General features: G+C 52.0%; 30 protein-coding genes, 2 tRNA genes and 1 pseudogene. 11 read left to right on the top strand and 22 right to left on the bottom strand.

The window, feature by feature from the left end; translation table 11 throughout:
* Nucleotides 1-121: 121 nt before the first annotated feature.
* The 5 genes and pseudogenes from DXY31_RS06395 to DXY31_RS06375 form a co-directional block, all read right to left on the bottom strand.
* Nucleotides 122-430, bottom strand: a complete 309-nt coding sequence (locus DXY31_RS06395; protein WP_114992929.1) for a Nif11-like leader peptide family natural product precursor — start codon at nt 428-430, stop codon at nt 122-124.
* A gap of 246 nt (nt 431-676) precedes the next feature.
* Nucleotides 677-913: a Nif11-like leader peptide family natural product precursor gene (locus DXY31_RS06390; RefSeq protein ID WP_114992928.1), complete on the bottom strand. Its 237-nt coding sequence runs from the start codon at nt 911-913 to the stop codon at nt 677-679.
* Between the two features lie 184 nt (nt 914-1097).
* Nucleotides 1098-1322, bottom strand: coding sequence for a Nif11-like leader peptide family RiPP precursor (locus tag DXY31_RS06385; protein WP_114992927.1), 225 nt, complete (start codon nt 1320-1322; stop codon nt 1098-1100).
* 112 nt (nt 1323-1434) lie between these two features.
* The gene (locus tag DXY31_RS06380) at nt 1435-1623 is read right to left on the bottom strand and encodes a hypothetical protein (RefSeq protein WP_114992926.1); all 189 of its coding nucleotides are present in this window, start codon (nt 1621-1623) and stop codon (nt 1435-1437) included.
* Nucleotides 1624-1859: 236 nt separating this feature from the next.
* Nucleotides 1860-2009: pseudogene (locus DXY31_RS06375) on the bottom strand (DUF3104 domain-containing protein); the annotation flags it as partial.
* A 367-nt stretch (nt 2010-2376) separates the two neighbouring features.
* Here DXY31_RS06375 and DXY31_RS06370 point away from each other — a divergent pair.
* Nucleotides 2377-3342, top strand: coding sequence for a carbon-nitrogen hydrolase family protein (locus tag DXY31_RS06370; protein WP_114992924.1), 966 nt, complete (start codon nt 2377-2379; stop codon nt 3340-3342).
* A gap of 200 nt (nt 3343-3542) precedes the next feature.
* Here the strand turns inward: DXY31_RS06370 and DXY31_RS06365 are convergent, their stop codons facing one another.
* Together DXY31_RS06365 and DXY31_RS06360 are read right to left on the bottom strand one after the other, a co-directional pair.
* Complete coding sequence (locus DXY31_RS06365; protein ID WP_244279588.1) at nt 3543-5114, bottom strand: hypothetical protein; 1572 nt, start codon at nt 5112-5114, stop codon at nt 3543-3545.
* A 312-nt stretch (nt 5115-5426) separates the two neighbouring features.
* Complete coding sequence (locus DXY31_RS06360) at nt 5427-5609, bottom strand: helix-turn-helix domain-containing protein (RefSeq protein WP_114992923.1); 183 nt, start codon at nt 5607-5609, stop codon at nt 5427-5429.
* Between the two features lie 128 nt (nt 5610-5737).
* On the opposite strand from DXY31_RS06360, the gene DXY31_RS06355 reads away from it, so the two are divergent.
* Nucleotides 5738-6532, top strand: a complete 795-nt coding sequence (locus DXY31_RS06355) for a hypothetical protein (RefSeq protein ID WP_114992922.1) — start codon at nt 5738-5740, stop codon at nt 6530-6532.
* Between the two features lie 36 nt (nt 6533-6568).
* Nucleotides 6569-6733 carry a hypothetical protein gene (locus DXY31_RS16825; protein ID WP_170953580.1) on the top strand — a complete coding sequence of 55 codons (165 nt, stop codon included), beginning with the start codon at nt 6569-6571 and terminating at the stop codon, nt 6731-6733.
* Here the strand turns inward: DXY31_RS16825 and DXY31_RS06350 are convergent, their stop codons facing one another.
* A complete protein-coding gene (locus DXY31_RS06350; protein WP_206749795.1) occupies nt 6734-6964 on the bottom strand; it encodes a hypothetical protein in 231 nt (76 codons plus the stop codon).
* Nucleotides 6965-7034: 70 nt separating this feature from the next.
* Here DXY31_RS06350 and DXY31_RS06345 point away from each other — a divergent pair, with 70 nt between their 5' ends.
* Nucleotides 7035-7220 carry a hypothetical protein gene (locus tag DXY31_RS06345; RefSeq protein ID WP_114992920.1) on the top strand — a complete coding sequence of 62 codons (186 nt, stop codon included), beginning with the start codon at nt 7035-7037 and terminating at the stop codon, nt 7218-7220.
* A gap of 723 nt (nt 7221-7943) precedes the next feature.
* Here the strand turns inward: DXY31_RS06345 and DXY31_RS06340 are convergent.
* The 13 genes from DXY31_RS06340 to DXY31_RS06280 all read right to left on the bottom strand — a co-directional run bounded on the left by DXY31_RS06340 (nt 7944) and on the right by DXY31_RS06280 (nt 17132).
* A complete protein-coding gene (locus DXY31_RS06340; protein ID WP_244279586.1) occupies nt 7944-8471 on the bottom strand; it encodes a hypothetical protein in 528 nt (175 codons plus the stop codon).
* A 335-nt stretch (nt 8472-8806) separates the two neighbouring features.
* Entirely contained in the window at nt 8807-10150 is a 1344-nt protein-coding gene (locus DXY31_RS06335; RefSeq protein ID WP_114992919.1) for an AAA family ATPase, read from the bottom strand.
* Nucleotides 10147-10755, bottom strand: coding sequence for a hypothetical protein (locus DXY31_RS06330; RefSeq protein WP_114992918.1), 609 nt, complete (start codon nt 10753-10755; stop codon nt 10147-10149). The genes DXY31_RS06335 and DXY31_RS06330 overlap by 4 nt, the downstream gene beginning before the upstream one ends.
* Nucleotides 10752-10985, bottom strand: a complete 234-nt coding sequence (locus tag DXY31_RS06325; protein ID WP_114992917.1) for a hypothetical protein — start codon at nt 10983-10985, stop codon at nt 10752-10754. The genes DXY31_RS06330 and DXY31_RS06325 overlap by 4 nt, the downstream gene beginning before the upstream one ends.
* A gap of 57 nt (nt 10986-11042) precedes the next feature.
* Entirely contained in the window at nt 11043-11270 is a 228-nt protein-coding gene (locus DXY31_RS17325) for a hypothetical protein (protein WP_114992916.1), read from the bottom strand.
* Nucleotides 11271-11397: 127 nt separating this feature from the next.
* Nucleotides 11398-11601: a hypothetical protein gene (locus DXY31_RS06315; protein WP_114992915.1), complete on the bottom strand. Its 204-nt coding sequence runs from the start codon at nt 11599-11601 to the stop codon at nt 11398-11400.
* Entirely contained in the window at nt 11601-11894 is a 294-nt protein-coding gene (locus DXY31_RS06310) for a hypothetical protein (RefSeq protein WP_244279584.1), read from the bottom strand. Before DXY31_RS06310 ends, DXY31_RS06315 begins: the two co-directional genes overlap by 1 nt.
* 366 nt (nt 11895-12260) lie before the next feature.
* Nucleotides 12261-12334 (bottom strand) — tRNA-Pro (locus tag DXY31_RS06305).
* An 823-nt stretch (nt 12335-13157) separates the two neighbouring features.
* Nucleotides 13158-13859 carry a Coq4 family protein gene (locus DXY31_RS06300; protein WP_114992914.1) on the bottom strand — a complete coding sequence of 234 codons (702 nt, stop codon included), beginning with the start codon at nt 13857-13859 and terminating at the stop codon, nt 13158-13160.
* A 468-nt stretch (nt 13860-14327) separates the two neighbouring features.
* Nucleotides 14328-14579, bottom strand: a complete 252-nt coding sequence (locus DXY31_RS06295; protein WP_114992913.1) for a Nif11-like leader peptide family RiPP precursor — start codon at nt 14577-14579, stop codon at nt 14328-14330.
* A 1385-nt stretch (nt 14580-15964) separates the two neighbouring features.
* Entirely contained in the window at nt 15965-16417 is a 453-nt protein-coding gene (locus tag DXY31_RS06290; protein ID WP_114992912.1) for a hypothetical protein, read from the bottom strand.
* Between the two features lie 193 nt (nt 16418-16610).
* Nucleotides 16611-17003, bottom strand: a complete 393-nt coding sequence (locus tag DXY31_RS06285; protein WP_114992911.1) for a response regulator — start codon at nt 17001-17003, stop codon at nt 16611-16613.
* Between the two features lie 57 nt (nt 17004-17060).
* Nucleotides 17061-17132, bottom strand: a tRNA-Lys gene (locus tag DXY31_RS06280).
* Nucleotides 17133-17330: 198 nt separating this feature from the next.
* On the opposite strand from DXY31_RS06280, the gene DXY31_RS06275 reads away from it, so the two are divergent.
* The 7 genes from DXY31_RS06275 to DXY31_RS06245 are packed head-to-tail and all read left to right on the top strand — an operon-like array spanning nt 17331 to nt 22900.
* Nucleotides 17331-17864, top strand: coding sequence for a gamma carbonic anhydrase family protein (locus tag DXY31_RS06275; RefSeq protein WP_114992910.1), 534 nt, complete (start codon nt 17331-17333; stop codon nt 17862-17864).
* 60 nt (nt 17865-17924) lie between these two features.
* Nucleotides 17925-18047 (top strand): photosystem II protein Y, encoded by a 123-nt coding sequence (locus tag DXY31_RS06270; RefSeq protein WP_114992909.1) that lies wholly within the window; start codon nt 17925-17927, stop codon nt 18045-18047.
* A gap of 57 nt (nt 18048-18104) precedes the next feature.
* On the top strand, nt 18105-19481 hold the full coding sequence (gene trmFO / locus DXY31_RS06265; RefSeq protein ID WP_114992908.1) for an FADH(2)-oxidizing methylenetetrahydrofolate--tRNA-(uracil(54)-C(5))-methyltransferase TrmFO: 1377 nt from the start codon (nt 18105-18107) through the stop codon (nt 19479-19481).
* Nucleotides 19462-20415, top strand: coding sequence for a cation transporter (locus DXY31_RS06260; protein WP_114992907.1), 954 nt, complete (start codon nt 19462-19464; stop codon nt 20413-20415). Before trmFO ends, DXY31_RS06260 begins: the two co-directional genes overlap by 20 nt.
* 28 nt (nt 20416-20443) lie before the next feature.
* Nucleotides 20444-21994 (top strand): carotenoid isomerase, encoded by a 1551-nt coding sequence (gene crtH / locus DXY31_RS06255; protein WP_244279582.1) that lies wholly within the window; start codon nt 20444-20446, stop codon nt 21992-21994.
* A gap of 57 nt (nt 21995-22051) precedes the next feature.
* Nucleotides 22052-22336, top strand: coding sequence for a hypothetical protein (locus DXY31_RS06250; RefSeq protein ID WP_114992906.1), 285 nt, complete (start codon nt 22052-22054; stop codon nt 22334-22336).
* 3 nt (nt 22337-22339) lie between these two features.
* Nucleotides 22340-22900, top strand: a complete 561-nt coding sequence (locus DXY31_RS06245; RefSeq protein WP_114992905.1) for a hypothetical protein — start codon at nt 22340-22342, stop codon at nt 22898-22900.
* Here DXY31_RS06245 and DXY31_RS06240 read toward each other — a convergent pair.
* Complete coding sequence (locus tag DXY31_RS06240; RefSeq protein WP_371639166.1) at nt 22875-23639, bottom strand: response regulator transcription factor; 765 nt, start codon at nt 23637-23639, stop codon at nt 22875-22877. The two genes, DXY31_RS06245 and DXY31_RS06240, sit on opposite strands and share 26 nt — an antisense overlap.
* Nucleotides 23640-23709: the final 70 nt, after the last annotated feature.

The following is a 23709-nucleotide window of genomic DNA, read 5'->3' as shown; positions in this document are numbered from 1 at the left end:
GGGAGTCTTTAACGGTTATAGCAATAATGTCATGAAGTGTCTTTGGCTAATACTTACAGCGCTCAATCGTGCCAAGTATTGAAGGCTGATTGATGGGATTACTGTCAGACTATTTAAGAAATCAGCCATTGCAGGGGCTGAGGACTGATGTGTCAACTGGTTTCGCTACTATAGGCCTGGCAATGGTTCCTTGTGCCCCCATGCCTGGCGTCATGGGTGTAAAATTCGTGAATCCACCAGCTGCGCCTTCCAGCTCCTCTTCTGTAACCTCATCTTGAACCTTCTTCAAATCATCAGCTGAAATCATAAACCCAGCCTCTTTTGCAATGGCAGTAACAGCTTCAGCATCCACAGCGACTTTGAGTTTCTCCTGAAGGCTGGTATCGGATTTAACCTTTTCTAAGAAGGCTTTGAGTTGCTCTTCTGACATAGGTTTCAGGAGTCTTTAACGGTTATAGCAACGTTCCGCTGCAGCGTCTTTAGTTAATACTTAATGTGCTCAATCGTGCCAGGTATTGGATGCTGATTTGTGGGGTTAGCCAGACTATTGAAGAAATAAAAAGCCCCTGTCAATGCAGGGGGTTTAGTGTAAGGCTCGGTTGTCCTTACGTTCTTTACCGTTCCTAGGGCTTTGATGATATGTATATGTAGCAGCCATCACATCCCCGAGTTCAGCTCACCCTACGCAACAGTGCGCCGAGAGAGGAGTACGTAGACCGCCAGCCGTACCTTCCAGCTCTGCATCAGAAACCTCTGATTGAGCGCTCTTCAAGTCATCAGCAGAGATACTAAAACCTTCTATTTTGGCAATCGTAATAACAGCATCAGGGTCAGCTGCGCCTTTCAGCTTCTCCTGTAAGGAGCTATCGCCTTTGACTTTTTCAAGGAAGGCTTTGAGTTGCTCTAGGGACATTAGTATCAAGCGTGATCTATAATCATAGCAACGATATGCAGCAGCGTCTTTGGCTGATAATTAATACGCATAATCGTACTAGACATTGGATGGTATTTTTTTGTTCTCATGGGATTAATTGATGCATTCAAAATCCCCTGCATCCGCATGGAATTCAGGCTCTTAATACGAGCAGGAAGTTAAGCTATTGACAAGCAATATAATAATATTTTCTCAAAATGTCATTCCAATTGTTGCTCTCATTTAGCTCTTCTTCTGAAATCTCTCCTTTCAATTCGTCGGCAGAGGTCCTAAACCCAGCATTTTTCGCAATCGCAGCAGGGTCAGCACCTTCCATCTTCAGTCTCTCCTGAAGACTGGTGTCTGCTTTGACCTTTTCAAGGAATGCCTTGAGTTGCTCGTCTGACATGGGTACTAGGTCTGTTCAGCAGTCATAGCAGCGGTCGGCAGTAGGCAATAAACAACCCCGCACTTGGCGGGGCGTAATTGGTCTCACTTGTTGAGAGGCCTGCGTTCAGTTTTTACAAACATCTTCCCAGAGGTGAGAGACAGCGATCGAGTGGTGCCAGGACGCGATCCAGATTGCCGAGGTACATTCCCCCAGCAGCAGCTTCCAACTCTTGATCGAAGAGCGGTTCAAGCTCTGGCTGGGTGGAGGTTGGAATAGCTTCCTTGATTTGCAAGGGAGCATTGAAGATTGAAGTAGTCATTGTTTTAAAGCTGATAAGTGTGTGAGTTGTGTTGGGGGTGTTGCCCCCTCGACTCCTTCAAGATCACAGCCCTTCTGGTGAACCCCACTACGCAGCTCTGGTGTAGACCCCGCGAAGTTCTGGTGAGCAACTGGTGAATGGCTCAGAACCACCTGCCTGACTGGGCTTAGCTTACTCGGAAGACTGTGCCGCGAAGGGTAAAGGAGAGCAAAAACCCCGCCAAGTGCGGGGCTTTGTCATTGCCCTGGTTCCCTCGGAAGGATGTGCGTCACCAGATCAGCGTTCACCCAGCGGATCACACCTGAATCCACATCAGCTATCTGGAACAGGTTGTGAATGCTCGGGTCACGGGCACCGCCGCCGCAGTGGATCACCTGCCCCGTCCAGCAATCCAGATCCTGAGCTGGCCTCATGGCTCAACGGCAAAGTCCGGAGAGTTCCTCGAAGCGATCGTGAAGGACCCGCGTATGAGGCTGTGGCCAGACATAGTTGAATATCTCCATCCACGTTCTGTGCAGTGCGTTGTCTGGTCTCTTGGCTTGGGCCTGCCAGAAACAGTTTTTGATTTCGAACTCAACAAAGGTTCCTCGACCATTGGTCTTCTTATCAAGCGCCTCTGCGACAAGTTGAAGGCGGCAGGACTCAGCTGTATCTCAGCAGAAGATAAAGAAACTCTCACCGGTCGTTAAGAACGGCTTCATGAGCAATGCTTAGTCAGGCTCCAATTTACAGGTATTGAATTAAAGCCATCTAATGCTCTCAAAAGTTGCGCTGATTCAATACCCGCCTGTACTTGGCAATCGTGCTGAAACAATTGAGAAGGCGGTTTCTCTAATCGATGCCGCTGCACAAGCGGGTGCAAAACTGATTGTTTTGCCTGAGGCTTTTATCCCCGGTTATCCAACCTACATATGGCGCCTAAGACCTGGTGGGGATATGGGACTGTCTTCTGAGATTCATGCATTGATGCTTGAGAATGCAGTCAATCTCGATGGGCAACACTTAAATCCGCTGAGATCCCTTGCAAAGCATCATCAAGTTGACATCCTGATCGGTATCAATGAGATCGACAATTCCCAGAGTCGCACAACACTTTTTAATTCTTACGTGCATATCGATTGTCATGGTGCGTATGCAAATGTTCATCGTAAGTTAATGCCTACCAACCCTGAAAGAATGGTTTGGGGGTTTGGGGATGGGCAAGGCCTGCGTGTCAATGACACACCTGTGGGACGTGTTGGTGCACTCATTTGCTGGGAGAACTACATGCCGCTCGCTCGCATGGCTCTGTACTCTCAAGGCGTTGAAATTTATGTTGCACCGACATGGGATAGCAGTGATGGCTGGCAAGCAAGCATGCAACACATTGCGCGCGAAGGTCGTTGCTATGTGATTAATTGCTGCACCTCCATGCGTGGTTCTGACGTTCCTGCCGCTTTTCCAGGCCGCAAGCAAATCTTTACTGATGATGAGCAGATCAATTCCGGCAAAAGCTCGATCATCGCTCCGGGTGGAACCATGATTGCTGGCCCCTTGGATTCAGAAGTTGGTATCCTTTATGCTGATATTGATCTGGCTGAAGTGCGAAGTTCTCGACGAAGCCTCGATATAGCTGGTCACTACAACCGCCCGGATATTTTCAGTCTTCAAGTGAATAGGCAACAACAGACTGCGGCTGTTTTTAGTGGTGATCAAAAGTCGAAATCACGAACCGCATAAGCCTGATGGTTGCAATCGTCTTAGATGCCTAATGGGTCTTATGCCCAGGACTTCCTTTTTCCTTTCGTTGATCTCGTGCTGGAGGTCATCCCTCCTGGACCTCTTCACCATCTCCGGAATCAATCGGATTCACATCACCCATTCGAGTGATCTTCCACCCGTCTGACTCCCCCGTTTCGGTAGCCCTCTGCTTTAACCCCTCAACGAATCGGCATTGGCTTAAACGTCCGCACGCCTCCTGAATATCGTCTCGGCTTCTCTTCCTTACCCCACATCAGCGGATGTGCTCCGCTTCGCTGTGATTGCCGATAGCTGTGCTGGCCTTGGTTCGCTGCGGTCAATACATACCTGACAGCATCAGCAGAGTGATCAGGCGCTGCCTTCTCCATATCCTCCGGATTGCGATCATCACTGATGCAATAAGGCAACGTCGCCCACAAGCTTTCGCACCGCTCTGAGATAAACAAACCAGGCTCATCACTGCCTGCCTGCCACAACAGAGATTTCATCAGTTGCCAGCCGACAGCACGGCTGCTCTTCGGGCTACCAGTGACCTGCCATCCGTACTTCTTAAATTCAGTGCTCAGTGTCACTGGATCGCTATGACCGCCGAAACCAAGCTGTGCAGTAACTGCTGAATCCATAATCACTCTGCGGTGCGGAATCACCCAATCAGTGAACCCATTCCGCATGTAGAGCTTTTTCACTCGCTCCACAAACTGCGGTGCAGTTAATGAGCGATCACCCCTATTCCATTCCTTTGATCCGTCTGGCTGAATCGAGCAGACGTATTCCTCATCCACGCATACCCAACTACCTCTGGCGATATGACGCTCTCCGACCATCATTGGCTCCTGGATCTGACACATCAACACGACGCATGCAGGGCTGGCCGTGCCCCAGTCACCACCGATCCAGCACCAATGAGCCTTGGTCTTTTCGGTAAACGATCCGGTTTTATCGGGATACCAAGGGATCTGAAAATCACGGGGCAGCATTGATCGCTCAATGCTCAGGCACGAGCCAAAGAATCCAGCAGTGACCTGACCCCATTCGCCCAGCACTTCAGCGGCGATCTTTGATTCATCGCCAAAGCAACTGGCCCGCAGTTCCTTCTCGTACTGATCGGGGTTCGAGAGATAGGGGTTATCCCTGAGCGTCGACTTGATCCAGACCGCAGGCTGAGCACCAAAGAACTCACAGGTGAAGATGCGGTTCGGCATCGCCTTGGTGACCAGATAATCCCTGATCCACCAGCTGCCAGGTCCAAGCGGGTTGGCCGTAGCAATGAACTTTGGCACCACGGTCGGGTCAGTCGTTCGCATGGATGAACGAGCCCTGAGCACTACCTGCGGATCGGCTTCCTGCCCCAGTTCATCCCAGAAGATATGGCTCAGGTCTTCACCCTGAATCTTGTTGAACGCATCGCCTGCGTCCATGTGAATCAGCCTGAGCGTGCCGTCGTTACTGAGCTTCCATTGGCGCTTGGCCTTGAAATACTTCGAGCCTGGCATCAACGTCGGGATCTGCTGAAACAGCAGGTCTTCAAGCTTGGACAGTCCAGCTAGATCACGCCTGATCAACACGGCATTGAGTGACTCGCCACTGATCAAGGCGAAGTAACCAATTAGCCAGATCAGCAGGATCGACTTGCCGCCACCTCGACCACCAGCGAGAACGAGCGTGTTGAGTTCATCGACGCTCTGAACCAGGCCAGCAACCTTGCGTTGCCATGCACTGAGCTGGATGGTGCGGGGCGAGGTATCAGCCAATGAACTGCGATCGAGGCAACAGTTCATTCTGACGAGACCGATTCTGCGGAATGGTCAGCCTGACGCGAGCACGCGGCAATCAGCGGTGCAAAAGGGAGCGGGCGCTCCCCTGAGCACGGGCGTGCTCGGGACTTAACAATGTTGCGGAAAGTGGGCCGGGGAGTACCTGAGGGGAGCACGTGCTCCCTTCTGAGCACAGCTGTGCTCCGGGGCCTACCTGAGGGGAGCCGGGGCTCCCTTTTCAAAAGTGGGCACGTGCCCACCTGAGGGGAACACGTGTTCCCTTTTCACCAGGGGTGACCCCCGGCGAGATCATGCGTTGGCCCATCTCCGTGCTGTCGTAGCGCTGCAGCCGTAGCGGGCAGCAATGACCTTCCAGGTCAGCCCCTGGCGGCGCAGGCGCTGGATGCGGGTGGATCGGCTCTCAGTCATCCAGAACAGAACGATCAGCGGGAGCGTCACCAGCACAGCCATCCAGGCAAGTGCGGTGTTCATCAGTAGTCAATGCAGTGAAGACGCCAACGGGACCCCATGGATCGCTCAATAGGCTATATCTATTATATCATGCTTGACACGTTAACGCGTCAGAGTGCTATGGTAGGGGTCAACAGGTCGAAACCCCTATGACGACAATCACCGCCTACCGCCAAGCAGCAGAAATCCTCTTCCCAGTCCGTGGTGGTTGGTCCTTCGATACCTGGCAATCAATCAACTCACGCTTCTGGGATTCATCCCTCACACCAGGCGCAATCCTTTGGGGCCTCACCGCTGGCTGCAACTTCGGTTCCTACAACCCCAAAAACAACGCCATCACCCTTCATGAAGCCCTCCCAGGCCAAGACTTCGCCAAGCAAGGTGAAATTGATTGGGTCATGGCTAACCGAAATCAAGCTCTCGACTCCTGGGGTCTCCGCCCTGAAGCCTTTGGCGTCGGCACTGCTCTTGGCACCCTGCTCCACGAGTCGATGCACCAGTCACACCATCAACAGGGCATCAAATACCCCCCCAACCGCAAAGGTGAAACAGAAGCCCATCACAACCACACTTGGCTAGCTGAATGCGAACGGGTCGCCAGCCTCATCGGCATCACCCCTCGCATCTGGCCCCTCTACGTCGAGCGCAAAGAACACGCCGACGAAGTTCGCTCTCGCCTAGCTCGCGCACACCACGAAGACACCCGACAGCCCAACCCCTCAGACCTCAGCGGGGCACAAATCAACAACCGCCGCCGCTGGACTTGGGTGCCAACAATCGACGGGGCAGAAATCACCCCCACCATCCAAGACAACGGCACCGAGACATACAACGGTCAGCTAATCGCCAGCATCTCCGAAATCACTGGCTTTCCATGCAACAGCTACAAGCAGCAGAACATCAAACCCGCTGCACGCATCCCCCTCATCCTTCCTGAGGGGTAGGGGTTAACGCTTCATCACCCCTACGCCATCAATCTCATGAACAACACCTTCAAGCCCACAGACGATCAGCTCAACCTTGAAATCAGCCCAGTAATTGAAGCAATTTCACAGGAGCTGAAAGATCTCCAGCAATCAATCAACTGCCCTGATGACTTCATCGCAGGAATGCTCGAACACCTCCTCAACGACTGGAGCGACTGATCAGACCAGCTCGATCGCTCCCTCAAGTAGGCATCGCCTACCCAGCTGCTTCATCCCATCAAGGCCCAACACGATCAACGCGCTCATCGTGATCGCCTCGTGCTCGCTCCACTCCGCCTCAGTGAACTGCCCCGTGGCCATCAAGAACTGACCCTCGTGCCAATGGTCCTCAATCGCCTGCATGTCGCTCACTAGATCAACAGGCGCTGCAGTCATCGAGAAGTTACTCACAGGCTCACAAGTTACCGCTAGCCACCATGACCGCAAGCGTTACCGTGCCTGACATGTGAACGCGTCAGAGATGGGCTCGGTTAAACACCTGCAACAGCATCAGTACAAGGTGCCGGATGGGCAGGAACCACTGAGCAAGAAGCCCATTGGTGTGCGCCTATACGAGTCCGATGACGAGGCAGTCAGGGCCATGGGCAAAGACGGCACGCGGTTCGTTCGTGAAGCGGTGCATCAGGCGCTGATCAATCAGCAGTAGTCAGCAGCGGCGGAATGGTGTCAATCCCGAGGTGGGACGTCCCACTTCGCCAGCACCCCTAAAACCACAATCGCGTTTTGCCGATGAATCCATGGCTGGACATCCAGCCATCAAATGGTGTCAGCCAGCTTCAAAAAAATTAAATTAAATTTGCATTGTTCCTTGATGAGAATTCAATGAAAAAATTGGGCGAAAAATAAATGCATTTATATGCTGAAAACTGTCGTCGCAAAACTATGAACAAAAGGGCTATTTACTGGGCTGTTTTGATGATTTCTTTTGGTGCAATTGGAGGACTTGCATCTGCCGGTTCTTCAGCCCAAATGAGAAGAAGAATTATGCCTGCTGCCCAAAAACCTCCTAGCAAAGTATCTAATGGGAAGGCTTACTTTTTGGATGGGGTTTGGTATCTCCCTGGACAGAAGCTTCCCAGAGCTGGCTCTGGCAGCAACTCTGGTCAAACAAATTTGGCTACAGACATTAATTGCGCTCAGGTCCCTTGTCCTGACGTCTTTGCGCCGGGGGTAACATGCTGGAAGTGTAAATAAAGGGAGTTCCTTCTAACCTCTAAAGCAGGCTGGTCGATTTAATTAAATCCACCTGATCAGCAGGGCATCACAGCAGTCAGTCAGCGGATCACTGGTGGTCGGTATGCGCACACTCTTGCGCACAGCGGTGCAGCAATGCAGTCAGTAACTGGTGGACCCGTTGCTTATTAAGCAATCAAACGTCGATTGCCTGCTGATTCCACTGCTCGGCAGAGAGCTTGCCCTGGCCAACGCCCTGCTGAATGAAATCCTTCACGACGTTGACCTGCATCGCCTGGACACCGGTATCAGGGCTGAGCTGATTGTTGAGCTGACGAGCACGGCGATCGTGATGTGTTGACAGCGCACGGAGCAGAGCTGGATCGACACCAGGCTCGTGCGTGGTCTTCACCGTGGTGCGGCCCATGGCGTCGGTGACCGTTTCAGTGACGGTGCGGCCGTGTTGGCGTTGCACCGCAATCTGCTCGCGTAATTCCCGCTCAGACAAATTCCAGCGCTCTTCGCTGACTGCCATCCGCTCTTCGAGCGTCAGCTGATTGATCGGGTGCGCCTTGGCTGATTGCTTGATGAATTGGCTCACCCTGGCCTGGGTTATCTCCAACTCGGCAGCGATTGCAAATTGCGGGGCACCGTTCAGATGTAATTGCCAAGCACGATTGCGCTTAATTTCTGCTTCTTTTCTCTGCTCAATCGATGCAGCCACGATGTTACTAACTCTGAGCCTTTTAAAAATTTTAAGACGTCATAAATAGAAGCGGCTAACTCGTTCTGCTTACGCACGCGTGTAAGAGGTGAGACATTTTTTCTGGTTGACTTGGTTGGGTTGTAGTGGTGATGGGGGGTTTGGTGTTTGAGGGGAGTGGTTGACAACGGTTGACAACCATCGGGGTCAACCAAGAGAAGCCAGTTGTGGACTGGGGATCAACGAAATCAGCCAGTTTTTTCTCTCAACCTCCCACACGGAAGAGGGCTGAAATAGGCAAAACGGGGCAAGGAGTCAACCATCAGATTGACTGGTGTCGCTGGGGTTCAACCAAGTCAGCCGTCTTGCTGTTTGTATGCCCAGTAATGGGTGTTGCCCTTTGTGGTCTGTGAAAGCAGCTCTGCTTTGGTGCAAGCGCGAAGCTGTTTGCGTGTGGTTTCGATCTCCGAGCCAGTCGCTTCGCGGTTGAGATGCTGCACTTTGCAAGCTGCGACCTGTTGCACCGTGACGCCATGAGGGTGCTTCCAGATTTCAGACGCAGCGCCGACCCATTCGAGTGTTTGTCGTTGACCTTCAGTTAGGCCGCCGATGGATTCACTCTTCTGATCGTCGGACTGCAATTCAGCGAGAGCCCGATCGAACTTGCCGATTACTTCCCAAGTGCCTGCTGCACCATCAAGGCGAACGAGCATGTCGACATAGGGACCACGACCTTCGAAGACGAGACGGCGATGGGGGTTCTCTTTATCGCTGACCCATTTGTTTGATCCTGTGGCGGATTTCTTCTCAAGGAAATGCAGGCTGATGGTGGAGGAGACCACGCCTTTGGCTGAGCCATGACCACGCATTGCTTCAACGCCAACCTTGTCTTTCTCCTGTGGTGAGTGGAAAGCGCAGACGTGAGCCTTGGTGCGTTTGGTGCAATAGGTCTGAACATCGATGAGAGCACCGCCTGATTCCGCCTCTTGATCACTTCCGTAGATGGGCTGGACGTTGGCGTAGAAGCTGTCAGTCAGCAGGATCGAGTCAGGTTCAGCTGTTGTGATCTGGATGATTTCATCCATGCCCTGGTCATCCCAGCAGAGACCGTCTTCCTGCGTGTAGAGCTTGATGATCTGCGGGTGCAGGGTGCCATCGGGCTCCATGAGGCCACGAGCTTTTAGGTATTGAGCAGAGTCAACACCAGGCTGGTCTGTCCACCACAGGATGAGCTTGTGCGGCCCTGGAGCAGGCATCCATTCAGGGTTACCCATGAAGGACTGCTGATGGATGAGAGAAGCCGCCAGCTCGGTTAGCGCTTTGGTCTTACCGACCTTGGCGAACGCTGCAATTCCAGTGAGGCAACCTTCAGCGATTAGTCCTTGGATAAGCCAGGTCTTTTCCGCAAATTTGGCAACGTCTCCGCCAGCAACGCCTTTGGAATCAGTGTCAGCGATCAGATCACGTTGCTTCTGGATCAGGCGTGCTCTGACCTGATCTGGAGAGACGCGGAGATCGTTTTCCTGTGCTGCTGTCTGTGCACGGATCTGGCGTCTGATGATGTTTTTTTCGAAGTGAGGATGATCAGGGTTCACCAGATTGGTGATGATCGATTCCCAGTTATCGAGCGGGTCTTGGTTATGCCCTGTTGGCAGTTCAAAGACCTTGGCCAGTTCTGCCTGATCTGGAGTGGTTGTCATTGGCTTGCCTCCAGCTCTCGAACAGCCGCGGGGCAAGGGAGACCGAGTTCGTTCTGTTGAAACTGTCTGAGATCTTCTGCGATGTAGGCGATGGATTTCAGCTGAGCTTCGACGCGTAGGCGATGCAGCTGCGCAAGGTCGTCGTGATCCCTCCAGATGGTCCTGAGATGAGGGCGGAGGGCTGCTGCTTTGGCCTGTGCGTCTGATACGGCTGCGCAGGCGGATTGGAATTGATTAGGGGTGCAGGTGTAGAGGTCGGGGATGTTCCACGCCTCGTCGTAGGCATCGTGGAATTGATCAAGGATGTGCGCCCATTGAGAGCGCTTGGTTTGGCGGGATAGAAGTTCCTGCGCAGTATTAGGGGTTTGGAGGCGTTGACCCCTATGTGAATCCCTTTCTCTGTGTGGCTTGAAGACTGCGGCTGAACCACTGAACCCACCGTTGTGGTGAATGAATGCCCATTGCGCCCCGCTGATGGTGATCTGATCGCCTGGGCGTAGATCAGTGCCGGTATGGCAGAGGACAACTTGATCGTTGAATCTGCAATCAGCGTCTTTGACCCTGGAACAAACGGGGCAGGGTTGATTGTGCCCAGATGATTTCACTCACCCGCCTCCCAGGTATCAAGTTGCTGGGTGATAGTTGTGCCGCGTTGCTTTGCGATCTTTCTGATGGCGCAGAGCAAAGCAGCGAATTTGAGATCGTTCTGCACGTCTGCCTGAAAGTCGTATTCAGGAGGCAGCGGGAGCGGTTCTGCAAATCGTGCAGCAGCTGCTTGTGTGACCGATTGAATGTGTTGGGTGTCGGTTGACTGCCGACCTCGGATAGAGTTCATTTGTAGAAAGCACGTTGTCTGAAGACCGCTGAGGGTGTGGAGACCTGAGGCGGTTTTTCATTGAGGCTGAAAGGGCTTGAAACCCTTTCGTTCTAGGTATTCGAAGACTGCGTGCCTGATGACAGTCGAGCAGTCGGAATCTTCCTGACGGGCGATAGTTCCGACATGGGCGTACATCTGCCGGGACAGGCGAACCATCGAGGTGCGATCTTTTACGCCGCCAAATCTGGCTTCGTAATAGATGTATTCCTTGTGGGTCTGTGGTGTGGTGAGTGAAGCATTCATAGCCGCAATGTAAAGAGATAGGGCATGAGTCCCAACCCCCTAATCCGTTGGTTTCCGTATACCAAACACCTGCTGACATTTGCAGTCAGCTGTTGATGGACTTACAGGAAAATTAGGGTAGAAATACCTACCCCTTTTTCTGATTATTCAGGTGGTTGGTGAGGGCTGCGTCGTACTCCTTGGCGCGATTACGGCAATCAATCGCCAGTTCTGGGTGATTCAAACCACCCCAGAAACCAGCCCGTAATGATTCCCACCTTTGTCCCGTTGTGAGAACGGTGGCGGTGTCTTCTCTGGATTTACCAACAACACGAGAGATCCGACATGGCATCAGCTCTGCACCTCCGCGATCAGTTGATCCAGGTGCGGGGCGTCGTAGGTCTCGACAGCATTTCTGCGTGTCGTTAGCTCTTGCTTTCGACGCTGATCCTCTTCCTTCGCTGCAGCAATCGTCAGCTCAACGAGGTGCTTGCGGATCGCAGCGATGTCGTAATGCACTGGGCCATTAGGTTTGCCAGTGGCAAAGATCCAATGTTCTCCAGGCAGCAGTTTGCGCTCACGGCGCATGAGTCGAAGGGTGCTGTTTGCGAGACCAAGAAACTCTTGAGCTTCCTTTTCTGGCACCCACTATGGGGTTTGATTCATTGCAGGCAGACATTGACCCTGCAACACGCAATTTGTGCATGTTCAGGGGAGAATTAGAGCTGTTTGTGCCTGCGTGTCAGTCGACTTTTCGCTGCCTATATGACAGGAGAGTTTCGAAGCACTTGGTAAGCGGAGGTCGTCAGATCACATAAGAAGCAGAGCTAGTCACACCTTCGCGGTGGGGCTCATTTTCAAGTGGTCTGTCCTTTCCGTGCGCTGAATATATCGCTGCGGAGGCGGAATCTGGCAAGAACTGGCAAAAGTCGTGCGCAAAGCCCACCAGATATGGCGTGATTTTGCGCACGTTTTGCGCACAACCTTGAGGGTCAATCGCTGAGATCGCAATCGGGGCGACAGGATTCGAACCTGCGACCTAGTGCTCCCAAAGCACCCGCGCTACCAAGCTGCGCCACGCCCCGTTACTCCCACATAGTAGGACCTGACGGGGATCTGGCTGAATCATCTTGCGGCAGTGGGTCTCAGGTCATGCGCTAACTCTGCTCAGACAGTGTTATCTAGAGATATCCAGCCCCAGGCCCTTCCCCCGTGTCGCCCGTTTCCTCACCTGCCAAATCCAGCCGCCCTGATTGTTCCCAATCGATGCAGTGTCTGAGGTTTCAGTTCTAGTCATCCAGCAGTCCGGCCTCAAGTGTGATGGCAAGCTTGGTGGTTAGGCACAGGGTAGTGCTGCTGTGGTCCTTGGATCAGCAGGTTCGGCGTCGGTCTCTAGCGATCAGTAGCCGAGCAGTGAGCATTCCTAATGCGAGTTGCTCACTCTGGATTACTAAGATTCTCTGAAGGTTGTTGATTACCCCAGTAGTGCGTGACTCGTCTCGCGCAAGCGCCGTGCATGCCGGCAGAAGCTTTTGGGGGTCGCTCAGAAAGTTCGTCTGCTAAAACAAAGTCAAGGCTTATGTAACCCATGTTCTTGCCTGGGACATGTTTGACCTACGTGCCTGCTCTATTCATGGGTGTATGAGCCAGAACAAGAGAAGGATATGGTTTCATTCTTTCAGAAGTTCGTCCAACGTCATGGAAAGCCTGAATTTGAAATATTTATAAACTTCTATTTCAGTCTGAATTTTTAGGGACTAGAGTTTGCAGACAAACATGCTAATAATCCAATTTTATCTTTTTAATTGAGTGATGATTGTGTATGTAGCTAAGATTTCGATCAGCAACAGAGATGATGATTGATTGAGGAATGTTGAAATGGAGTAATCAGAGACTTTAGAAATAGCTCTATTGTAAGTACTCCTGGAACGGAGATTTCTTCAACACCTCGGTAATGCCTAGTTCGTTCTGCCAATCGATGACCGACCTTTCCCATCCCTCTTCCCAACGTGGTGAGAAAAGTTCAGGTACCACCTGACCAATTGCAATACCGAAACCGATGCCATCCCAGATCAGTCTGCGCTCACTCGGTTGGAAAGATCCACGCAACATCCATGAAGCCAGAACTCCAATGTCAAAAGGCATCGACCCAGTGCTCGCATAAAATGACGAGGCAGCAGCCTCACCTGCGACCGTGATCGGCAGACCAAGAATCGTATGATGAATTTCATGGGATCTTACTGATCTGCTTGTAAAGAAAGCCTCATCAGACTCTGTTTCGAGAAGTTCTGGCTCAGGTAAAAAAGAAATACCGAGCTTGTTCATACGTTGTTGGAGGCACCATCCAAGACTCCCTTTGGGCATTGCACCCATTTCTTCAAGATCTGGCCATATTGGTGAAGGCCGATTGGCCAGCAGATCCTGAACCTTTGGAGAATTTAGCAATCTTTCAAAACACTCTTTGTGCAGTGTGGTCATTCCTGGGATTATAAAATATCGACCATGTTGGAATACTTTCTCAGGCTCCTTAGCTGTTTGCAGTATGGATACAGCTAATTTTGCAGCACCATCGGAAAATGATGACCGCACGTAGTTCTGTTTTTCCGACATCGAATCATAGAAATATCTTCACTAAAAATAGGCTTTATTTCCTGAATCTACCTCCCACGAATGGGGGAAGGTGAACTGTGTATATTCCCCCGTTTGGGTGATTTACAATGTCGGGCAAGACAAAAGAATTATAAGCTAAATAATGTGCATTATATTTCTCAAAGCACTTGCTTTCAAACAAAATTATAGGGTTCTTCTCGTTCATGTCTGCAGTGCAACATCCAGAGATCATTGCAGGCAGTAATAATTGACTGGTGCAAGATTATCCAGGATGATCGTTTTGCCACAGCATGAGTGTCAGTTGGCGTTGTTAAGTAATATCTTGCCACGATGCCAATTGCGCCTGATCTATTTCTACTCAATTCTGTTCATTGGCCCGATCATCATCTTCGAGACTGCCTTTGCCCAGGCTCAAATATCTGTGCTTGAGTAAGCCATCTAGACACTTTGCAATACGCCTGACGCCTATCATCCACATAAATAGTCAGTCACACATTGTTGTGGTAGATAGGAGAAACCGCGTCCACCAGCAACACCTTCCAGCTCGTTATCTGAAAGTCTTGGTTGAACTATAATAAGACCATCAATATAGATATTAAGCCCTGATTGTTTAGCAATGGCAGCAACAGCCTTGGTATCGGCCGCTGCTTTGAGCTGTTCTTGAAGTCTGCCGTTTTCTTTGGCGTTAGCCAGAAAAGCTGTGAGTTGTTCTTCTGTCATTGTTCTAAGGAATGAATTATTGGGGGTGTAGCCCCCTGGACTCCTTCAAGATCACAGCTCTTCTGGTGATAGCCACTACACAGCTCTGGTGCAGACCCCGTTAGTTTCTGGTGCGCGTCTGGTGAATGCCCCAGAGTTCTGCTGCCACCTTTTGAAAAGCGCTTTTACTTGCCTGATATCTACTCAACTGCGCTTAATCGTGCCAGTTATTCGAGGTTGCTATCGAGTCTTTTAAGTGTAATTGAAGCAATAAGAAGCCCCTGACAAAATGCAGGGGTTTTATGTAGGCTCTTTAGTTAGCATTAATCGAAGTTTTCCTATTGGTAGCAAACCATGCGTACACCACCAGCTGGGTCATAAGTTGTCCGACATGTTTCGTTAGCACCGACAGCCTCTTGTTGATGTCCACAGCCACCATGGGCAGCTTCAAGTTGTTCGTCAGTCAGTTCAGGGATTTGATCTTGAGTATTGAGTGTAGTCATGGTTTTGAAGTGATTGATTTGAGTGTGCGAGTTGTGTTGGGAGTATTGCCCCCTCGACTCCTTCAAGATCACAGGTCTTCTGGTGGGCACCACCGCACAGCTCTGGTGTAGTACTTGGGAAGTTTTGGTGAGCTTCTGGTGAATGGCTCAGAGGTCTGCCGCCATCTTTTTAAAAGCTCTTTTACCTGCTTGATTACTGCTCAACTGCGCTCAATCATGCCAGGCATTGGTGGTTGGTTTATAGATTATTGTATGTGATTAACAGAAAAACAATATCGTTAATCGTTTTATCTCATTCACTTTATTAACCGATTTGATTTGTGTGTCTTGGGCTTTTAAGATGTTGATCCAAGAGCTACGGTAGGCGCTACAAACGAGAGGGTGAACTCCTCCATCAAACAGTTTTCAGCAAATAGGCTGCGAGCCATCGACACCTCCGCACCAACTTGGCTGATCGTTGAAGCGATGCAATCTCAAAAATTTTGGCTCCAGGCAGATTCTGCCTTTAACAACCTGCTTTAATAAATCCTGAGTCGGATAAAAGTTGATTTGTGCAACGGAATCCAGAACTTCAAAGTGATGCTGCTTTGCTGCCGAACCAGTTCTGGCGAAGCTCTACTTCCTCAAGACCAGCACAACATTCAAATCCCTGAAACAGCTGAACAATTGAAGTTGGTGCTTGAGAACCAAAACAGAGCCAAATATCGCTAATACTTCGGGTAGCCGACGCGTAGTGCCAATGCCAGGCAGTTGGAGTTGATTGCCAACGCAAACCAAGTATCGGCTGAAGTTTTTTATTGATAGAGGTGTGATTACTAGTTCAGATATGACTGTCTTTGCTAAAATCCATAATTTCAAAAATTATATATTTGCCAGCTCAGCAGCTTGCTGATAGCTACATTCTTAAATCATCTTTTCCTTTCTATCAAGCCAAGCAATAAGGGCACTTTTCTCTTGCTGGTTAAGGGCTGAAAAGCGATTGAGTATCTGCGCTATTTCGGGATCTACTTCCCAAAAGTTTTCGGCAACTTCAGTCTGAACTGGTGCCGGAAGTGTTGTGAATTGTCGTATTAGAAACTCATCACTAAAGGGCTCGCGGAGTTTGTCCTCCCTGGCATGGATTGAGGCTTCTATCCCACGTAAGAAACCATAGAGTTCACTGCTTGTCTGATCAAGGTCTTCAATCAGAATTTCAGCGTCTAAATATCGTTCTATTTCCCGCTCAGTTGATGCAGCTCCCGCCAGTTGCATTAACTCTTCTATTTGATTGACTTCCTGACGTTGTTCTGCCGTAAGAAGACTCATGAGATGCCTTTCAAATTCTTCTAGATCTTTAATATCGCTTAAATCTTTCATCTTTAAGGCAAATGGCTAGGACTTCACAACTGGTTATAGCAAAGTTATGGAGCACGTACCTTGTTGTTTTCAGGAGAACTGAAAATTCCACAACTAACTTGTGTTTAATGTCTCCAATAACACCTTGGGAAAAATAATATGCGATCAAGGGAAAGGCTCTGGACAGTAAATGGCTCTTGTCTTTTAATCTTTGTCAATCGATTTCATTTGTTTGTCTTGGGTGTTTAAGGTGTCGATCCAGGAGCTCCGGAAGGCGCTCAAACAAATCCGGCTTAACGATGTAATCAGTCGCTCCATTCTCCATTGACTCCTGTCGCTTGACCTCGTCGTTGAATGCAGTGACGACAAGGATCGGAATATTCTCGGTGTGCTCATTCAGATGACGAAGACAGCTCAGTCCGTCCATGACCGGCATCATCAGATCGATCAGGATCAGGTCAATCCTTTCCGCTGCCAAACAATCGAGTAGTTCCTGACCGGTGCTGCAAGCGAGAGGGTGAACACCCTCATCAAAAAGCTCTTCCGCAATCAGGCTGCGAAGACGAGGATCGTCATCGACAAAGGCGACCCGTGGTTTGTCATCCATGGTCAGCTTTGATCCGCTGACTGCATCATGACTGCAGTTCCAGGGATGTCGGTGAAATGGGTCGCCTGAGATTCGAACTCAGGACCAATCGGTTAAAAGCCGAGTGCTCTACCGCTGAGCTAGCGACCCTCACTTGAGCCGGAGCAACCGATCCGGGACAGGTTGTGCTCTCAAGCACCCATGAAAAATATCACCCTGACGAACCAACGTCCACGAGCACCCTTGAATTGATGTCCGCTTGAATTGTCTTGACCGTTGGTGTGTGTTCTCGTCTGGCTCTGATCTCAACCACTTGAATCAGCACACCGAGTCCACAACTATGAACTGATGATTGGTTCGCCTACTCCAGAGCCGTTGAACATCGGTTCTCCAAAGATTGATACTCAGGCCTGGGTAGCTGAAAGTGCTGTTGTGATGGGAGATGTCGAGATTGCTGCAGGTGCCAGCCTTTGGCCAACTGCTGTTGCAAGGGGTGATTTGTCGGCCATCGTGATCGGTCCAGGCAGCAACGTGCAGGACGGAGCCGTTCTGCACGGTGATCCTGGATCGCCAGTGCTGATCGGCTCCGACGTCACAGTCGGCCACCGGGCTGTGGTTCATGGAGCGACCCTTGAAGACGGTTGTCTGATCGGGATTGGAGCGATCGTTCTCAACGGTGTCACAGTGGGTGCAGGAGCTCTTGTTGCCGCAGGTGCTGTTGTGACGCGTGATGTTCCACCGCGCAGCCTGGTGGCTGGAGTACCCGCTCAGGTGAAAAGGGAACAGAGCGATTCAGCAGTGGTTGAACAGAAACACCACGCGGTGCACTACGCGCAACTCGCTGCTAGGTGGGCTGAAATGCTGCAAAACCAAACGGACTGACGTTATTGATCCTTTATTGCGCTTGCATTCATTAGGATCTGCCGACCATCCCTAGAAACCATGGACCTTCGCGTCGTCGTCGTGGCAGCACCCATCCTGATTGCCCTTGGCTGGGCTGGGTACAACATCAGTCGTGCCGCTGTTGGTCAACTGCAAATGATGCTCAAGCGTGGAGAAGCCTGAGCTTTCTGAACTGTTCTGAATCGATCGATAGGGTTGAGATTGATTGATTGATCAATCTTGAATTTCGGACCCGTCGTTGTGATTGGAGCCGGTTTGGCCGGTACTGAGGCTGCTTGGCAGGTTGCTCAAGCTGAAGTACCGGTCCATTTGGTTGAAATGCGACCGCTCAAGCGGTCTCCTGCTCACCACAGCAGTGAATTTGCTGAGCTTGTCTGCAGCAACAGCTTCGGTGCTCTCAGCAGTGATCGGGCTGCGGGTTTGCTGCAAGAAGAACTGCGACGACTGGGGTCATTGGTGATCCGAACAGCAGATGCCCATGCAGTGCCGGCAGGCGGCGCACTGGCTGTTGACCGCGGACGTTACAGCGCCGCTCTAACGGAGATTCTTGAACAACATCCTCTGGTCACGATCGAACGTCGTGAACAGATGTTCCTGCCTGACTCAGACCAAATCACAGTCTTGGCCACGGGGCCGCTAACCAGCGAGGCACTGGCCAATGACCTTCGCGACTTCACAGGTCGTGATGACTGTCACTTCTTTGATGCTGCAAGTCCGATCGTCGATGGTGAAACCATTGATATGGAGAAGGCTTTCCGAGCAAGCCGTTACGACAAGGGTGACGCGGATTACATCAACTGCCCGATGGATCAGCCTCGGTATCAAGCCTTTCGGGCAGCGCTTCTGAACGCCGAACAGGCTGAGCTCAAGGACTTCGAGAAAAACTGCGCCACTTTTTTTGAAGGGTGCTTACCGATCGAGGAACTTGCACGCCGTGGTGAGGACACCATGCGCTATGGACCGCTGAAGCCCATTGGACTCTGGGATCCACGTTGGGGAGATGTCAACGATCGTGATGTGCGACGTGCCAGACGTGCCCATGCCGTGGTCCAGCTGCGTCAGGAGGACAGAGACGGCCGCCTCTGGAATCTGGTTGGATTCCAGACGAATCTCAAATGGGGAGAACAGAAACGGGTCCTTCGCATGATTCCAGGTCTTGAACAAGCTGAATTCGTGCGCTTCGGTGTGATGCATCGCAACACTTTTCTCGAGGCTCCTGAGCTCTTACAACCCACGCTTCAGTTTCGAGAGCGCGAACGTCTTCTTGCCGCAGGGCAAATCACAGGCACTGAGGGGTATGCCGCCGCAGTCGCTGGCGGCTGGCTTGCGGGCACTAATGCAGCACGGCTGGCCTTAGGACAAGCCACGCTCGACCTACCTCCAACAACCATGATTGGAGCACTCACCCATTTCATCAGTGAGGCCCCATCAGGCAAATTTCAGCCGATGCCCCCCAACTTTGGTTTGTTGCCTGAACTGCCTGAAAGGATCAGAGACAAGCGCCGTCGCTATGGCGCTTACAGGGACAGAGCCCTCAATGATTTGCTGCTAGCAGCACAGAAGCAGGAGTCTGTTGATGTCGCCTGTCCTGCCTGAAGACCGGCTGATTGAGCGCCGATCATTGAAAATCGGCGTTTTTGCCAGCGCCATGATGGCGGTGGCAGGTGTCTGTGTTCACTTGATTTCAGGCTCCTACGCTTTGTTGCTGGACGGCTTCTATTCAGCGGTCATGGTGGGTTCTGGCCTTGTTGCCGCAAGGATCAGTCGCAACGTGGTTCGACCGCCAGATCGGGCTTATCCCTTTGGCTACGACGGACAGGAAGCGTTGTACGTGCTGTTCCGCTCTCTGCTGCTAATGGGGGTGCTTTCTTTCGCTGCGATTTCAGCTCTCAGCACCGTGATTGATTACGCCTACGGAGTTCCCGTGAGCACTGTTCGGTTAGGGCCCGTCGCTTGGTATTCGATTGCCATGGTGGCCACATGCTGGGGGCTTGCCTGGCGCCATCATCACGACTGGTGCCGCACAGGCTGTCACTCTCAGATCCTGCTCACCGAAGCCAAGGCAGCACGACTTGATGGTCTGATTAGTGGTCTGACTGGCTTGGCTTTGCTTAGTGCACCGTTCCTCAACGGCACGATGCTGTCTGGCCTGATTCCTATCACCGATTCGATATTGGTGTTGGTGGTGAGTCTTTTGGTGTTACGTGAGCCCTTACAGGGTTTCCTCATCGCTTTGGGGCAGGCGGCGGGTGCCTCTGCTGACAACGATCTGATCCGCAGCACTCGTCTTGCCTTAGAGGACCTGCTTGCAGGTCTGTCTTGCTGGCTTCTTGATCTCACTGTTTATCAGGTCGGTCGGACAGCCTTTGTGGTCGTTTATTTGAATCCGAGTCAACCGATGGATGGAGGTGCCATAGATCTGATTCGTGATCGTATCCAGCAGCGATGTCAGTCCTTGCTGAATTGTCCTGTTCGTACGGAAGTGATTTTGACTGCAACTCCACCCTTCGCTGCAGCCAGCGTTTCCTAGGGTCTGAAGCTGCAGCAATCTCCGAAGAGTGGCCGTGAGCTCAAACCCAAATTGGGATGTGATCGTGATCGGCTCAGGCATTGGAGGGCTGGTGACTGCATCTCAGTTGGCTGCCAAAGGAGCCAAAACTGTTGTGCTTGAGCAGTATCTGATTCCAGGGGGGTCTGGTGGCAGCTTCCAACGCAAGGGGTACACCTTTGACGTTGGGGCTTCGATGATCTTCGGATTCGGCGAGCACGGGCACACCAACCTGCTAACGAGGGCTCTTGCTGACGTGGGGCAGCGCTGCGAAACAGTGCCAGATCCTGTGCAACTGGAATACCACCTCCCCGATGGTCTGATCATGGCCGTTGATCGTGACTATGAAGGATTTATCGCCAGGATGAGCGCCAGATTTCCCGATGAGGAGAAGGGGATCAAAGCCTTTTATGACACCTGTTGGCAGGTCTTTCGCTGTCTCGATGCCATGCCGCTTCTTTCCCTTGAGGATCCGGCTTACCTAGCCAAAGTCTTTTTCAGGGCACCCCTTGCTTGCCTGGGACTGGCTCGCTGGCTGCCTTTCAATGTGGGGGATGTGGCTCGCAAACACATCCGGGATCAGGAATTGCTCCGTTTGATTGATATGGAGTGTTTCTGCTGGTCGGTGATGCCAGCCGATCGGACCCCAATGATCAACGCTGGCATGGTCTTTTCCGACCGCCATGCCGGTGGCATCAATTACCCCAAGGGTGGCGTCGGCAGGATCGCCGAGAAGCTGGTGGCAGGTCTTGAAGCTCATGGCGGCACCATCCGCTACCGGACCCGCGTCAGGAAGGTGCTGATTGAACAGGGTCGTGCCGTCGGAGTGGTCCTCTCCGATGGTGAAGAACTCAGAGGCAGTCGCATCGTGAGCAATGCCACCCGCTGGGATACTTTCGCTGGAGACGGTTCACCAGAAAACACTCTGGTCACGAAGGATCACACTCCTGCCTCCGAATCCACCTGGCGTCGCCGTTATCAACCTTCCAGTTCTTTTCTGTCAGTCCACCTCGGGGTAAGGGCAGATGTTGTGCCAGAGGGGTTCCACTGCCATCACTTGTTGCTGGAGGACTGGAATGAACTTGAGGCCGAACAGGGAGTGATCTTTGTCTCCATTCCAACCCTGCTGGATCCATCACTGGCACCCGAGGATCGGCATATCGTTCATTGCTTCACCATGAGTGATATTCAGCACTGGAACGGTCTGAAGCCCAAGGAATACAGAGCCAAAAAGCAGCTTGATGCGTCTCGACTAATCCAGCGGCTCGAGTCAATTCTTCCTGGTTTATCCCAGGCCATCCAACTTCAGGAGGTTGGAAGTCCTCGTACCCATCGTCGTTTCCTAGGGCGCATGGGGGGGTCCTATGGGCCAATTCCGGCAGGTCGACTGCCTGGACTGCTGCCGATGCCGTTCAATCGAACGGGTTTAAAAGGTCTCTATTGCGTTGGAGACTCATGCTTCCCGGGGCAGGGATTGAACGCCGTTGCCTTCAGTGGCTATGCCTGCAGCCATCGCATCGGTGCGGATCTTGGTCTGAATCCTTGGGCTCTTCCTGCCTGAGCCTGACCACGTCAGACCTGATCAGCTGTTTAAGGTCCATCTGAGAACTTCATTGCTATGGCATCAGCTCCTCAACCCAGTTCTGCTGAACTTGCCCGTTACCTGGAACAACGCGGTGAACTGGGGAAGCCTTGGATGCTTCAGGTGCTGCGGCTTTCAAAATTGAAGGAAGCGCGTGATCAGATGAGCCCAGAGACCTATCTCAAATCGATTCAGGAGGCCCATGCTGACCTCATGCGTCTGGGTGAATTCTGGAAGGGGCGAGAAGAAGAAGTCTTTAACGGTGATTACCGACCCAACGATGTCATCGAGCCATTGCCGGGTTCACCGGAGGATCGCTGAGACATGCCTGCCGCGCTTGAACAGCGGTTTCGACTTTCGCCGCTGATTAGGTGGACCTTGATCAGCGTGTATCTGGCACTCGTACTGCCATTACCGTTGATGGCACCCCCTGGGTTGAAGCTCATCCTTTGGGGTGCTGCTCCGATCGGACTTGCGCTGGTGCTCGCCATGCTCAGCGAGCAGGTGAGCGTTGATGAAAACGGAATCAGCGTGGGGCATCCCCCTTGGTGCAACTGGTTGATCCGTCGTGGTTGGCAGCTGCAGTGGGATGAAATCAAAAGGCTGGTTCCCGTTAGTACAAGCCAAGGAGGAACGGTTTATTACCTCACCACGACCAATCTGGGACAAAGGTTGCTTCCGCAACGTCTCGAACAGTTTGATCGTTTTCTCTCAATCATTGAGCAAAAAACGGGCCTTAAGACGAGTTCGATTCAACGGTTAACCCCACCCTGGACGTACCAGCTGCTGTTTGGTTTGGCGGTCGGAATGCTGATTGTGGAATCAGCAGTGGCAGTTGGCGTCGGATACGGGTGGATTGTTATTCCGGAAGGTTATCCAGGCTGAATCGATACCCCTGTTGACGAACGGTGGTAATGCCACCACCCTCGCCAAGACCTGCTTGCTCAAGTTTGCGGCGGAGTGTCAAGACTTGTGTGTCCACTGAGCGTGGTCCACCGCTGAATGGAGGCCAGGCCATTCTCAGGAGCTCTTGACGGCTGCGCACCATTCCAGGTGGCATCAGCAGTGCACACAGCAGTGCGAATTCACGGGGGCTCAGTTCAACTGGTTGCTCGCGCAGGGTGACTTGCCGGAGAAGCAGATGAACCTCAAGGGGGCCAACGGCAACGCGTTCCTGCAGACCGCTGCGACCTCGCTTGAGCAGAGTGCGACAGCGAGCGGCCATTTCTTCAAGACCAAAGGGTTTGCGCAGCACATCATCCGCGCCGTCATCAAGTAGCCCCACAACAGGTTCAGCTCCGCTACGGGCTGTCAACACAATCACTGGACAGCGCAATTGCTGGCCAAGTCTCAGGGCAGAACTCTGTTCCAGCAGTTCAGCACTGACCAGTAGATCCGGAGACTGCTCCTGGCAGAGCTCAATGGCTTCCTGCGATGAAGACACCGCAGCAGTGAGGTGGCCGTCCTGACGCAGACGCTGAACAAGAACCGTGCGCAATGTTGGATGGGGCTCAACAACCAGAACCCGGGCGGGTTCTCGGGAAGGAATCGCGGGAACAGTCAGTTGCTGCACAGGAGCCTGACCGGTTCCATGGGCGAGGAGATCGCGGGAGGAGGAGGTCACAAGGCGTCCGAAAGCCGTCTTACGCTAATGCCATTCCTAAGGCACGCTGGTAACAGAGGCTGCCGTCCTC

Origin of the sequence: Synechococcus sp. UW179A (assembly GCF_900473965.1) — a bacterium.
GTDB lineage: Bacteria > Cyanobacteriota > Cyanobacteriia > PCC-6307 > Cyanobiaceae > Synechococcus_C.
This window is presented reverse-complemented; position numbering and strand designations above follow the sequence as displayed.

Coding starts and splice junctions, on each gene's coding strand:
- DXY31_RS06395 (WP_114992929.1), bottom strand. CDS start 430: ATGTCAGAAGAGCAACTCAAAGCCTTCTTAGAAAAGGTTAAATCCGAT.
- DXY31_RS06390 (WP_114992928.1), bottom strand. CDS start 913: ATGTCCCTAGAGCAACTCAAAGCCTTCCTTGAAAAAGTCAAAGGCGAT.
- DXY31_RS06385 (WP_114992927.1), bottom strand. CDS start 1,322: ATGTCAGACGAGCAACTCAAGGCATTCCTTGAAAAGGTCAAAGCAGAC.
- DXY31_RS06380 (WP_114992926.1), bottom strand. CDS start 1,623: ATGACTACTTCAATCTTCAATGCTCCCTTGCAAATCAAGGAAGCTATT.
- DXY31_RS06370 (WP_114992924.1), top strand. CDS start 2,377: ATGCTCTCAAAAGTTGCGCTGATTCAATACCCGCCTGTACTTGGCAAT.
- DXY31_RS06360 (WP_114992923.1), bottom strand. CDS start 5,609: ATGAACACCGCACTTGCCTGGATGGCTGTGCTGGTGACGCTCCCGCTG.
- DXY31_RS06355 (WP_114992922.1), top strand. CDS start 5,738: ATGACGACAATCACCGCCTACCGCCAAGCAGCAGAAATCCTCTTCCCA.
- DXY31_RS16825 (WP_170953580.1), top strand. CDS start 6,569: ATGAACAACACCTTCAAGCCCACAGACGATCAGCTCAACCTTGAAATC.
- DXY31_RS06345 (WP_114992920.1), top strand. CDS start 7,035: ATGGGCTCGGTTAAACACCTGCAACAGCATCAGTACAAGGTGCCGGAT.
- DXY31_RS06335 (WP_114992919.1), bottom strand. CDS start 10,150: ATGACAACCACTCCAGATCAGGCAGAACTGGCCAAGGTCTTTGAACTG.
- DXY31_RS06325 (WP_114992917.1), bottom strand. CDS start 10,985: ATGAACTCTATCCGAGGTCGGCAGTCAACCGACACCCAACACATTCAA.
- DXY31_RS17325 (WP_114992916.1), bottom strand. CDS start 11,270: ATGAATGCTTCACTCACCACACCACAGACCCACAAGGAATACATCTAT.
- DXY31_RS06315 (WP_114992915.1), bottom strand. CDS start 11,601: ATGCCATGTCGGATCTCTCGTGTTGTTGGTAAATCCAGAGAAGACACC.
- DXY31_RS06300 (WP_114992914.1), bottom strand. CDS start 13,859: ATGTCGGAAAAACAGAACTACGTGCGGTCATCATTTTCCGATGGTGCT.
- DXY31_RS06295 (WP_114992913.1), bottom strand. CDS start 14,579: ATGACAGAAGAACAACTCACAGCTTTTCTGGCTAACGCCAAAGAAAAC.
- DXY31_RS06290 (WP_114992912.1), bottom strand. CDS start 16,417: ATGAAAGATTTAAGCGATATTAAAGATCTAGAAGAATTTGAAAGGCAT.
- DXY31_RS06285 (WP_114992911.1), bottom strand. CDS start 17,003: ATGGATGACAAACCACGGGTCGCCTTTGTCGATGACGATCCTCGTCTT.
- DXY31_RS06275 (WP_114992910.1), top strand. CDS start 17,331: ATGATTGGTTCGCCTACTCCAGAGCCGTTGAACATCGGTTCTCCAAAG.
- DXY31_RS06270 (WP_114992909.1), top strand. CDS start 17,925: ATGGACCTTCGCGTCGTCGTCGTGGCAGCACCCATCCTGATTGCCCTT.
- DXY31_RS06260 (WP_114992907.1), top strand. CDS start 19,462: ATGTCGCCTGTCCTGCCTGAAGACCGGCTGATTGAGCGCCGATCATTG.
- DXY31_RS06250 (WP_114992906.1), top strand. CDS start 22,052: ATGGCATCAGCTCCTCAACCCAGTTCTGCTGAACTTGCCCGTTACCTG.
- DXY31_RS06245 (WP_114992905.1), top strand. CDS start 22,340: ATGCCTGCCGCGCTTGAACAGCGGTTTCGACTTTCGCCGCTGATTAGG.